This window comes from Blattabacterium cuenoti, assembly GCF_014251655.1.
Classification (GTDB): Bacteria; Bacteroidota; Bacteroidia; order Flavobacteriales; family Blattabacteriaceae; genus Blattabacterium; species Blattabacterium cuenoti_I.
The window spans coordinates 112,942-124,939 of sequence record NZ_CP059225.1; the positions used below are offsets into that span (position 1 = coordinate 112,942).

General features: G+C 25.0%; 14 protein-coding genes and 1 tRNA gene. 5 read left to right on the forward strand and 10 right to left on the reverse strand.

The features are described 5' to 3' along the window. The first annotated feature begins 5 nt into the window (after window positions 1-5). Window positions 6-91, forward strand: a tRNA-Leu gene (locus H0H63_RS00490). 31 nt (window positions 92-122) lie between these two features. Here H0H63_RS00490 and H0H63_RS00495 read toward each other — a convergent pair. Both H0H63_RS00495 and fabD read right to left on the reverse strand, forming a co-directional pair. Then, on the reverse strand, window positions 123-1,058 hold the full coding sequence (locus H0H63_RS00495) for a GYDIA family GHMP kinase (RefSeq protein WP_185858608.1): 936 nt from the start codon (window positions 1,056-1,058) through the stop codon (window positions 123-125). Between the two features lie 5 nt (window positions 1,059-1,063). Then, window positions 1,064-1,915: an ACP S-malonyltransferase gene (gene fabD / locus H0H63_RS00500; protein ID WP_185858609.1), complete on the reverse strand. Its 852-nt coding sequence runs from the start codon at window positions 1,913-1,915 to the stop codon at window positions 1,064-1,066. A gap of 34 nt (window positions 1,916-1,949) precedes the next feature. Between fabD and H0H63_RS00505 the strand changes: the two genes are divergently transcribed. After that, a complete protein-coding gene (locus tag H0H63_RS00505) occupies window positions 1,950-2,720 on the forward strand; it encodes a TatD family hydrolase (RefSeq protein WP_185858610.1) in 771 nt (256 codons plus the stop codon). A 4-nt stretch (window positions 2,721-2,724) separates the two neighbouring features. Here the strand turns inward: H0H63_RS00505 and fumC are convergent, their stop codons facing one another. Beyond that, complete coding sequence (gene fumC / locus H0H63_RS00510) at window positions 2,725-4,113, reverse strand: class II fumarate hydratase (RefSeq protein WP_185858611.1); 1,389 nt, start codon at window positions 4,111-4,113, stop codon at window positions 2,725-2,727. A gap of 199 nt (window positions 4,114-4,312) precedes the next feature. Here fumC and H0H63_RS00515 point away from each other — a divergent pair, with 199 nt between their 5' ends. Next, a complete protein-coding gene (locus H0H63_RS00515; protein WP_185858612.1) occupies window positions 4,313-4,606 on the forward strand; it encodes an FtsB family cell division protein in 294 nt (97 codons plus the stop codon). Window positions 4,607-4,619: 13 nt separating this feature from the next. On the opposite strand, the gene mnmG is transcribed toward H0H63_RS00515, so the two are convergent. Then, window positions 4,620-6,494, reverse strand: coding sequence for a tRNA uridine-5-carboxymethylaminomethyl(34) synthesis enzyme MnmG (gene mnmG / locus H0H63_RS00520; RefSeq protein WP_185858613.1), 1,875 nt, complete (start codon window positions 6,492-6,494; stop codon window positions 4,620-4,622). Between the two features lie 4 nt (window positions 6,495-6,498). Then, the gene (gene ybeY, locus H0H63_RS00525; RefSeq protein ID WP_185858785.1) at window positions 6,499-6,915 is read right to left on the reverse strand and encodes an rRNA maturation RNase YbeY; all 417 of its coding nucleotides are present in this window, start codon (window positions 6,913-6,915) and stop codon (window positions 6,499-6,501) included. Window positions 6,916-6,943: 28 nt separating this feature from the next. On the opposite strand from ybeY, the gene H0H63_RS03100 reads away from it, so the two are divergent. After that, the gene (locus H0H63_RS03100; RefSeq protein ID WP_185858614.1) at window positions 6,944-7,672 is read left to right on the forward strand and encodes a CDP-alcohol phosphatidyltransferase family protein; all 729 of its coding nucleotides are present in this window, start codon (window positions 6,944-6,946) and stop codon (window positions 7,670-7,672) included. A 4-nt stretch (window positions 7,673-7,676) separates the two neighbouring features. Beyond that, complete coding sequence (locus H0H63_RS00535; protein ID WP_185858615.1) at window positions 7,677-8,441, forward strand: 3'-5' exonuclease; 765 nt, start codon at window positions 7,677-7,679, stop codon at window positions 8,439-8,441. A gap of 5 nt (window positions 8,442-8,446) precedes the next feature. Here H0H63_RS00535 and htpG read toward each other — a convergent pair whose 3' ends face one another. The 5 genes from htpG to rpmB all read right to left on the reverse strand — a co-directional run bounded on the left by htpG (window position 8,447) and on the right by rpmB (window position 11,937). Beyond that, complete coding sequence (gene htpG, locus H0H63_RS00540; RefSeq protein WP_185858616.1) at window positions 8,447-10,276, reverse strand: molecular chaperone HtpG; 1,830 nt, start codon at window positions 10,274-10,276, stop codon at window positions 8,447-8,449. Window positions 10,277-10,348: 72 nt separating this feature from the next. Beyond that, a complete protein-coding gene (gene ftsY / locus H0H63_RS00545; RefSeq protein WP_185858617.1) occupies window positions 10,349-11,320 on the reverse strand; it encodes a signal recognition particle-docking protein FtsY in 972 nt (323 codons plus the stop codon). 10 nt (window positions 11,321-11,330) lie between these two features. Beyond that, on the reverse strand, window positions 11,331-11,489 hold the full coding sequence (locus H0H63_RS00550; RefSeq protein ID WP_185858618.1) for a DUF4295 family protein: 159 nt from the start codon (window positions 11,487-11,489) through the stop codon (window positions 11,331-11,333). Between the two features lie 3 nt (window positions 11,490-11,492). Next, window positions 11,493-11,681 carry a 50S ribosomal protein L33 gene (gene rpmG, locus H0H63_RS00555; RefSeq protein WP_185858619.1) on the reverse strand — a complete coding sequence of 63 codons (189 nt, stop codon included), beginning with the start codon at window positions 11,679-11,681 and terminating at the stop codon, window positions 11,493-11,495. A gap of 19 nt (window positions 11,682-11,700) precedes the next feature. Next, window positions 11,701-11,937, reverse strand: a complete 237-nt coding sequence (gene rpmB, locus H0H63_RS00560; RefSeq protein WP_185858620.1) for a 50S ribosomal protein L28 — start codon at window positions 11,935-11,937, stop codon at window positions 11,701-11,703. Between the last annotated feature and the right edge of the window lie 61 nt (window positions 11,938-11,998).

Genomic DNA, 11,998 nt, shown 5'->3' on the forward strand with positions numbered 1-11,998 from the left:
AAATAGTGGGCGTGGTGAAATTGGTATACACGTCAGACTTAGAATCTGATGCTACTTATACAGCGTAAGGGTTCGAATCCCTTCGCCCACACAAACACATTATAATATTATTTTTTGTTAAATTAAAAAATCATTTTGTCAAACGAAATAAGTGTGTAAAACCCTTTATTGTAAAAATAATTTTTCATTCCTTCTCTAAAACTTATCAAAACGAAATCTCCTCCCCAAGCTCCTAAACTCTTAACCAATCCTAAATAATCGGGAAAATACCTTTCTTTAATGGTAGGAATATCCAATATTTTGGATATAATACTCTCATGTTCTAGTAATAATTCTTCAAATTCTTGTAACGTTTTACAAAAAGATATTTTTAGAGTTATAGAAGAAATAGATTCTATATTCAAAGTAGAAATATTGTTTATTTTATTATAATGAAAAGAACGTACTTCTTCACAAGTATTTTGTTTTTTGTTGAGATGCAGAAAGAAAAGTTTATTTTTAAATGGAGGATTAAAATCTATAGGAATAATATGAGGTTCTTTATTAGAAGGAATATTATTATAAATTATTGGCTTTGATACAGAAACGCAAGCTATATCATATCCACTTCCATAAAATCCATTTCCTAATAACATATATGGATCTACTTTTGCCCATTTTGCTATATTATTAATTAAAGTAGAACTACTGCCTATTCCCCAAATTCTAGGAAATTCTAATTGTGCTTTTACATGTATTTCTAATTTATTTTTATTACATAGAAAGTTTTTTTGAATTTTTTTAGTTTTTAATAATAAATTTCTCAATTTTATGGCTATTTTCTTTTCTGTTTCATAACAAATATCTAAATAAGGAAGGTTAAATATTCCCTCAAACCATGGTTTATTATTAGTATTATCATAACTCTTCCAATGTAAAATGGAAGATCCATTTTTCTTTAATATACTTAGTGATTGTCCTTTAATTGTAGGTAATGCTAAACCAAAGGCCCCACATAAAATGAGATATTCTCCCGTTAATAATAGTTTTCCATGACTATAAAAAAAACGTTTATACATGATTATTAGTTTATCGATATTTTTTTCATTAGATTTTGTAAAATGTTTCCTGGTCCTACTTCTGTAAATGAAATTGCTCCATCAAGAATCATATTTTTAATGGATTGTTTCCACTTTACTGGAGATGTAAGTTGTTCTATAAGATTTTTTTTGATATCATTACATTTTTTAATAGGAGTAGATGTTACATTATGATATATTGAGCATTTAGAATCTTTAAAAGAAAATTTTTCTACAAATATTTTTAGTTTTTTCTTAGCTGGTTCCATAATAGGAGAATGAAAAGCTCCATGAACAGGAAGAGTTAATATTTTAGCTCCTATTTTTTTTAGAGAAAAACAAACTCTTTTCAAAGCAGCCATTTCTCCAGAAATAACTAATTGTCCGGGACTATTGTAGTTAGATGGAACTATGATTCCTTTATCTCTTTTACAAAAGTCCTCTATAATATGATCCTCTAATCCAAATACTACGGCCATTCCTCCATGAACAGATTCACAAATTTTTTGCATCATTGATGCTCTTTCATTAACTAATATTAATCCATCTTCAAAAGAAAAAACATCAATTGCAGCTAAAGCAGAAAATTCTCCAAGAGAATGTCCAGCAACCATATCAGGATTAAAATTCATCAATATTTTCGCTTTTATCACTGAATATATATAAACAGCTAATTGTGTATATTTTGTTTTTTTTAACTGATCCATGGGGCCTTCAAACATTATAGATGTCATTTTAAATCCCAAAATTTCTTCAGATAATCGAAATAATTTTTTTGCAAAATCAGAGTTTTTATATAAATTTTTTCCCATTCCTACGAATTGAGATCCTTGACCAGGAAATAGATAAGCTTTCATAAAATATTTTTTATTATTAAAAATTAATCATGATATGAAAATAACTGATACCCATACTCATCTTTATATGAAAGAATTTGATAAAGATATTCATATTGTAATACAAAATGCTTTAAATAAAGGAATACATAGGTTTTTATTACCATCTATAGATACTTCCACAATTCCCAGTATATTAAAATTAGAAAAAAAATACCCTAATATATGTTTTCCTATGATAGGAATTCATCCCAACAAAGTTTCTACAAATAATTTAGAAGAAGAATTAAATCGCGTTGAAAAATGGTTACCTAAACATTCTTTTATTTCTATGGGAGAAATTGGTATGGATTTTTTTTCATCAAGAAAATTCATTTCAGAACAAGAATATGTTTTTAAAACTCAAATAAAATGGGCTAAAAAAAGAAAATTACCCATAGTAATCCATTGTAGAAAAGCTTTTGATCAAGTCTTTCACATTCTATCAAAAGAGATGAATTCTAATGTTAAAGGAGTTTTTCATTGTTTTTCTGGAACCTTAGAACAAGCTAAAAAAATTATTGATATGGGAATGAAACTAGGAATAGGAGGAATCATTACTTTCAAAAATAATCATATTAGTCAATTTTTACATCATATAAGTTTGAATCATCTTATATTAGAAACTGATTCCCCTTACCTTTCTCCACATCCTTTTAGAGGAAAAAGAAATGAACCAATGAATTTAAGAATAATTTTAAAAAAAATTTCTAAAATTTATTCTACATCAGAAAATGAAATTGCCGATATCATTCAAAAAAATGTAGAAAATCTATTTTTTAAATAGATTTTTATACCATTTTAGATGGATCTACCCATTTTTCAAATTGATCAGCAGTTAAATATCCCAATTTAATTGCTTCTTCTTTTAAAGTACTATTATTTCGATAAGCAGATTTTGCGATTTCTGCCGATTTTTCGTATCCAATATGAGTATTAAGTGCTGTTACTAACATTAAAGAATTATCCAAAAGATCTTTAATTCTATCATAGTTGGGTTTTATCCCCTCTATGCAAAAAGAAGAAAAAGAGTTACAAGCGTCTGCAATGAGTTGACAAGATCGTAAAAAATTATATACCATTAAAGGTTTAGCTACATTCAATTCATAATTTCCTGATGATCCTGATATAGATATGGTTACATCATTTCCTATAACTTGTGTACAAACCATAATCATAGCTTCACATTGAGTAGGATTTATCTTACCAGGCATAATAGAAGATCCAGGTTCATTTTCAGGAATAAAAATTTCCCCAATTCCAGAACGGGGTCCAGAAGCTAAAAAACGAATATCATTTGATATTTTTATTAGTGATACGGCTATTTGTTTAATAGATCCGTGACATTCTACTATTGCATCATGAGATGATAGAGCTTCAAATTTATTTTTTGCTACTTTAAAAGGAAACCCCGTATATTTACATATATATTTAGTGACTTTTATATCGTATCCTTTAGGAGCATTTAATCCTGTTCCAACCGCAGTACCGCCTATAGCTAATTCAGAAATATGATCCAAAGTTTTTTTTAGAGAATTTAATCCATGATCTATTTGAGAAACATAACCAGAAAATTCTTGTCCTAAAGTAATAGGGATCGCATCCATAAGATGAGTTCTTCCTATTTTAATTACGTTTTTAAAACTTTTAGATTTTTTTTCAAAAATGTTTCTTAAATTTTGAATAGAGGGAATAGTTATATCCACTAATTTTTTATAAGAAGCAATATGCATAGCTGTAGAAAAAGTATCATTAGATGATTGAGACATATTTACGTCATCATTAGGATGAATAAAAGGGTTCCCCTTTCCAAGGGTTTCTCCTATTAATACATGTCCTCTGTTAGAAATAACTTCATTGACATTCATATTAGTATGAGTTCCAGAACCTGTTTGCCATACAACTAAAGGAAATTGATCATTTAATTTTCCTTCTATAATTTCATCACAAACTAAGGAAATTATATCTCTTTTCTTTTTAGATAAAATTCCAAATTCAAAATTTGCATGAGCAGAAGCTTTCTTTAAAAAACCAAAAGAATGAATTATTTCTATCGGCATAATAGATACTTCTGAATCTATTTTAAAATTTTTTCTAGATCTTTCTGTTTGCGATCCCCAATATTTGTTAGCAGGTACTTTTACCCTTCCCAAAATATCTTTTTCTATTCTATAAATCATTATCCTATTTTTTTTTGCGAAATTATAATAGAAAAATTATAAAATATAATTATGATAATTAAATTCATAGGTTTTCTACTTTTTTTATTTGTATTTATATCTGGTTTTTGGTGTATTATTTTTTTATTTTTTTTCAGTTTTTACTGGGGGATAAGTATATTCATTGATATGTTTACTAATTTTATAATAAAACTAAAAAATGGAAAAAAAATATAGAAGATTTATTAACAATAAATATTTTTGGATAAGTTTTCTTTTTTTGATATGGATGTTTTTTTTTGATTCTAATTCTTTAATATTACATTATAAATTTAATAATAGTATTCAAGAGATGATATTAGATAGGGATTCCTTAAAAAATAAAATTTCATTAGAAGAAAATTATTTAAAAAAATTAACTACAGATCCTTTTTATCTTGAAAAATTAGCAAGAGAAAAATTTTATATGAAAAAAGAAGATGAAGATTTGTTTGTTATATCTAATAAAAAATAGAATAAATTATTAACTAACGACCCATATAAAGTAGAATAATACTTAAATCTGAAGGAGAAACTCCACTAATTCTTGATGCTTGCTCCAACGATGATGGACGATAATAATCAAGTTTTTCTCTTGCCTCTAAGGAAATAGATTTGATTTTTTTATAATTAAAACTATTTGGAATTTTTAAACTTTCTAACTTTAATAGTTTTTTAACATTTTCTTTTTCTCTATTTATATATCCTTTATATTTTATTCTAATAGAAACTTGTTCTAATATTTCTTGATTAAAATTGTTTTTTTTAATTTCTTCCATTACAAACGGAATGTTCATAATATCTTGAATATCAATTTCAGACCTAGATAAAATAGTTTCAATTTTCATATATTGATATATGATTGGAGATTTTTTATTTTGTAGAATAGGATTTATAACTTTTGGATCTAAATTTTTTTTTTTAAAAAAAAACATACATTTTTCTATCTTAGACCTTTTTCTATTTAGAAGTATCATTTTTTCTTCTGAAATTAAACCTATTTTATATCCTAAAGGGGTCAATCTTTCATCTGCATTATCTTGTCGTAATAACATTCTATATTCTGCTCTTGAAGTAAACATTCTATAAGGTTCTTCTGTTCCTTTTGTAATCAGATCATCTATTAAAACACCAATATAAGCTTGATTTCTTTTTATAATAAAAGGTTTTTCTTGATAAATTTTTAAATGAGCATTAATTCCGGCAATCAATCCTTGAGCCGCGGCTTCTTCATATCCAGTAGTTCCATTAATTTGTCCAGCAAAAAATAAATTTTCTATAATTTTACTTTCCAAAGTAAGTTTTAATTGTTCTGGAGGAAAATAATCATACTCAATAGCATATCCAGGTTTTAATATCTTTACTTTTTCAAATCCAGAAATTTTTTTTAAAGATTGATATTGTATTTCTTCTGGAAAAGAAGTAGAGAACCCATTTATATATACTTCTACAGTATTCCATCCTTCTGGTTCCACAAAAATAGGATGAGCTTCTTTATCAGGAAATTTAAAAATCTTTTCTTCTATAGAAGGACAATACCTAGGGCTTATACCTTGAATATTTCCCGTATAAACTGGAGAATAATTAAAATTATTTTGTATAAAATTATGTACTTTTTGATTTGTATAAGTTATATAACATTTTTGTTGTTTTTTTAATTTTTTTGTGTTCTTATAAAAAGAAAATTTTTGGGGGGGAACATCTCCATTTTGAGATTGCATTTTTTTATAATTTAAAGAACGACCATCTACTCTTGGAGATGTTCCTGTTTTCATCCTTCCATATCTCAATCCAAAAGATTGAGTTAACTGTTCCGTAATCCCTTTAACTTCTTTTTCGGCTAATCTTCCTCCATTTATTTTTTTTTCCCCAATATGTATTTTTCCATTCAAAAAAGTTCCGTTAGTAAGTATCACTGATTTTCCATGAATTTTTGATCCTAAATAAGTTTTTACTCCCTTTACTTGATTTTTTTTTACGATTAAAGATGTTACTGTATCTTGATATAGATCCAGTTTTATATTTTTTTCTAAATAAAATCTCCAATAACTAGAAAATAATTTTCTATCACATTGAGCTCTAGGACTCCACATAGCAGGTCCTTTGGATTTATTTAGCATTCTAAATTGAATCATGCTATAATCAGTAATAATCCCTGAAAAGCCACCTAAAGCATCTATTTCTCTGATCATTTGTCCTTTAGCAATTCCTCCTATAGCTGGATTGCAGGACATTTTTCCTATAGTTTGCAAATTAGTAGTAATAAGCAATGTTTTGGACCCCATACGAGAGGAAGCAGAAGCAGCTTCTGCTCCAGCATGTCCTCCTCCAACTACAATGACATCATACATATATAAAAACATGATTTTAAAATTGAAATAAATTTAAATAAAACTCTTCTTTTTTTTTCATAATTTTTTTATCTGGTTTATTTTTATCATTATACCCTAAAAAATGTAATACAGCATGGATCATCACACGTTTTAATTCAACCATGAAAAATTGATTCCATCGTTTAGAATTATATAAAACACGATTGATACTAATAAAGATATCTCCGGATATCCATTTATTTATAGAATAGTTAAATGCAAGTACATCTGTATACGAATTATTTTTTAAATATTTTATATTCATATTTAAAAGTACATCATCATTACAAAAAATATAATTGATATTCCCAACTAACATTCCTTCATTATTTAATAAAATACCAATTTCTTCAATAAATAAAGATTCATTTTTAATATGAAAATTAGAAATTTCATAAAATAATTTAATCATCAAAATAATATTTATTAAATTAGTTTATATGTATATTTTTACAAAAATCATAAGAATAATTCCAAATATTCTTACTTTTTTAAATCTTTTTTTTGGATGTATATCTGTAATTTTTTTACAATCTAAAAATTTTGATAAATCTGCTGTTTTTACTTTATTTTCAATAATTTTTGATTCTTTAGATGGTTTTTTTTCTAGACTCATAAAAAACGAAAATAAATTTGGAAAAGAATTAGATTCTCTTGCTGATATGGTTTCTTTTGGAATAGTTCCATCCATAATAGTTTTTCTTTTATTAAAATCTATGAAAAAAAAAATTCCTTTTATAGAATGGTCTTCTCTATTTATCTCTATTTTTTCTGCATATCGTCTAGCTAAATTCAATATAAATACTTCTTACAATGGATTAACTACTCCTGTTAATACTTTATTTTTTTCTTCTTTATCTATAGCTATAACTCCTTCTTCAATTCCTATTTTTTTTGTAAAAAAAAATATCGTAAATATGTTTATTACGCCTACTTCTATTCTTTTTATGATATTTTTTTCTTGTTATTTATTAATTTCTAAAATACCAATGATTTCCTTTAATTTCAAAGGTTTTTCTTGGAAAAAAAACAAAATACGTTATGTTTTTTTATTGATTAGTACATTTCTTTTATTAACTTTACGTACAATCGCTTTACCATGCATTATTATCTTTTATATAATAATTTCAATATTAATGTATTTTCATAGATTAAAAAAATCATATTAAAAAAATGAAATTAAAACTTCATCGTCCTATTTGTTTTTTCGATGTAGAAGCAACAGGAATAAATATTGGGAAAGATAGAATTATAGAAATTTCTATACTAAAAATATTTCCTAATGGAAATCAAGAAGATAAGACTTGGTTAATTTATCCTGGAATACCTATTCCTCCACAATCTATAGCTATTCATGGAATTAAAGATGAAGATGTATTAGGAAAACCTAAGTTTAAAGAAGTCGCATTTTCTATATTCAGAATGATTGAAAATACAGATTTAGCAGGATATAATTCTAATAGATTTGATATCCCAATTTTAGCAGAAGAAATGCTTAGATCTGGGATCTCTTTTGATATTAAAAAACATAAAACTATAGATGTTCAAGTAATTTTTCATAAAATGGAACCTAGGACCCTATCTGCTGCTTATAAGTATTATTGTAATAAAAATTTGATGAAAGCTCATAATTCTAAAGCAGATACATTTGCTACATATGAAATATTACTAGCCCAACTGGAAAAATATGATATCAAAAAAGATGTAAAAAGCCTCAATCAATTTTCTCACCAAAAAAACATAGCAGATCTTGCTGGATTTATAAAAATAGATGAAGAAGGAAACGAAATATTTAATTTTGGAAAATATAAAGGAAAAAAAGTTTTTGAAATTTTCGAAAAAGATCCGAATTATTATGGATGGATTCAAAATTCAGATTTTCCACTATACACAAAGAAAATATTCACAGGAGTAAAGTTAAAAACATTTAATAAATAACATAATCATTTAATAAGATCTTCTAACTTTTCTGAAATAAATAAAACAAGATTTTTTCCATGTAATAAATTATTCAGTATTAGAGTTAAATTCAAAGCATCTCGAATCATTTTTTTTCTTTTTTCATCCTTTTTTTCCTGTAAGATATTCTTCATCAAAAGATGATTTGTATTTACTATCAATTGATAATATTTATCCTCTTCTATCGTTTTTTGTCCTATAGAACTCATTTCTTTCATTCTTCTTAAATATTCTGGTACTACAATTAAAAATGGATAATCGTCTTTGTTTAAATTTTCTAATTGTATAGAAAATTTATAATTTTTTACTAAATTATTATTAATCAGGTGTTTAAGATCCTGTTTTTCTTTATCAGAAAGTTCGTAATCCCATTTATCCTTATTTCCATTATTAATTAATCTATCAATATGATTTGAATCTACTCTAACAAAACAAATATCTTTATAAGAAAATTCTAATTTTTGTATTAGATGAATAGAAATAGGACTATCTAAAATTAAAACTTCAAAAGTTCTATTTTTTGCTTTTTGAATAAAACTATATTGTTTTTCTTTGTCTGAAGTATAAAGAAAAACAATTTTTCCTTCTTTATTTTTTTGAGTTTCTCTTATTTTCTCTTTGAGTTCTTCTAATGTAAAATAAACATCATCAACAGAACAAAAAAGAAAAAAATTAATAGCTTTATCAAAAAAGTTAATCGTACTGATCATCCCATATTCTACAATAATTTTTATATCATCCCATTTTTCCTGAAAATCTTTCCTATTATTTTTGAACATAGAATCCAATTTATCTGCTACTTTCCTTGTTATATATTTAGATATATTATTCACAGATGGATCAGACTGTAAATGAGAACGTGATACATTAAGAGGAATATCAGGAGAATCTATAACTCCTCTTAACAAACTAAGAAAATCTGCAACAATTCCTTCTAAATTATCCGTAATATAAACTTGATTCTGATACAAATGAATTTTATCTTTTTGTATATCAATTCTTTTCTCTATTTTAGGAAAAAATAAAACTCCCGTTAAATGAAAAGGATGATCTATATTCAAATGTACCCAAAATAAAGGGGCATCTAATTGATGAGGATATAATTCATGATAAAAATCTAAATAGTCTTTATTCTTCAATTGAAGTGTATTTTTCTTCCAGATAGGATCTACATTATTGATTAATGTCTCTTTTTCTACTTCATTATCTGAGGATAAATAAATTTCCACAGGCATAAATTTGCAATACTTTTTCAATAATTTTAAAATACGATCATATTCCAAAAATTCCTTACTATCTTCATTAATAAATAATACAATTTCTGTTCCCCTATCTTTTTTTTCAATTTCTTTCATAATAAAATTAGGAGAACCTTCACAAGACCAAAACATAGATGAAGCTTCCTTTTGATAAGATTGAGTAACTATTTCTACTTTATATGAAATCATAAAAGAAGAATAAAAACCTAATCCAAAATGACCAATAATATTGGTTGTTGACGTTTTATATTTTTTAATAAATTCTTCTGCTCCAGAAAAAGCTATTTGATTAATATATTTTTCTACTTCTTCTTTAGTCATTCCAATGCCATTATCTATAATATGAATTGTTTTCTTTTTGATGATAATTTTTATTTTAAAATCATCAACAATATCATCCATATTTTCTAGTTTTATTATAGTTTTTAATTTTAATATAGCATCTGTAGCATTAGAAACTAGTTCACGAATAAAAATATCTTGATCAGAATAAAGAAATCTTTTAATAATAGGAAAAATATTATCTGAAGTAACACTAATTTTATTATTTTTCATTTTTTGTTAATCAAAATTATACCATACCATGATATAAGATAAGGATTCTATTTAAAAAAAAATATATCAGTTTTAAGTTAAGGAAGGTTCATGTTCATGATTTTTTTTTTCAAATAAACAATCAATAAATTCTTTTCCATCAAACTTTTTTAAATCTTGTATCTTTTCACCTATTCCGATATACTGTATAGGAATCTTGAACTGATCCATGATTCCTATCACGACTCCTCCTTTAGCTGTTCCTTCAATTTTGGTTAAAATAATAGAAGAAACTTTAACAAAAGAAGTAAATTTTTTTACTTGTTCAAAAGCGTTTTGTCCCGTAGTTGCATCTAAAATAAGAATAACCTCATGAGGAGATTCATGGATGACTTTTTTCATTACTCTACTTATTTTAGATAGTTCTTCCATAAGTCCTATCCTATTTTGTAATCTACCTGCTGTATCAATAAGTACCACATCTTTTTTTTTAGATTTAGCAGATTGTAAAGTATCATATACTACAGATGCTGGATCCGCATGTATATGTTGTTTTACTATAGGAACTCGAGCTTTTTTTGCCCATATTTCTAACTGATCGATTGCTGCTTCTCTAAATGTATCTGCAGCTCCTATAATAGAATTAAAACCTTTTTTTTTTAAAAGAAAAGCTAATTTTCCAATTGTAGTTGTTTTTCCAACTCCATTTACTCCTACTACCATGATAACGTATGGCTTTTTTTTATAACATTTTATTTTATCTTCTAAACATTCGTTTTTAATGTTTTTGAAAATATATTCTATTTCTTGATTTAGAAAATCATATAAATCTTGTGTTTTTTTATATTTTTCTTTTTTAATTTTATTCTCTAAATTTTGAATAATCTTTGTGGTAGTTTCTCTTCCTATATCGGAAGATAATAATATTTCTTCTATAGAATCAATAATAATGTTTGGATCTATTTTTGATTTTTTCAGGAAGATATTTTTTATTTTATAAAAAAAAGATTTTTTAGTTTTATTTAATTCATTATCGAATACTTTCTTTTTTTTTATTAAGAACATTATTAAAAAATTATTTTTTAAAAAAATATTTTACTTTTTCATTGGAAATCATTCTATTTACAAAAGTATAAAAACCAGTTTTTTTAGACTTTACTATTTTTATGGCTAAAGTCATTTTTTTTAAAACTTTTTTATTTTTATTATTTTTTTCTTCTATTTTTTTAGACATAGTTTATTTTATTTCCTTATGAATAGTATATTTTCTTAGTACTGGATTAAATTTTCTCAATTCCATTCTATTTGGAGTGTTTTTCCTATTTTTTGTTGTAATATATCTGGAACAACCGGAAACTCCACTTTTTCTTTGTTCAGTACATTCTAATATAACTTGAATTCTATTTCCTTTTTTTCCTTTTCCCATTTTTTTTATTTAATTCAAATTATTTACTTTTTTTTTTATATTTAAAACGTTTTAATGTATTTTCAATTCCTATCTTATTAATGAGTCTAATAGTAGAAATGCAAACTTTTAAAGTAATCCATTTTTTTTCTTTTATTATAAAAAAACGTTTTCTACATAAATTTATATTAAAACGACGTTTATTTTTATTGTTAGCATGAGAAACTTTATTACCTACCATTGCTTTTTTTCCTGTCAATTCACAAATTTTTGCCATAATAGTTTTTTTTGCTAAATTGTTGACAAAATAAGCAATACAAATATAATTAAAAAGAAGT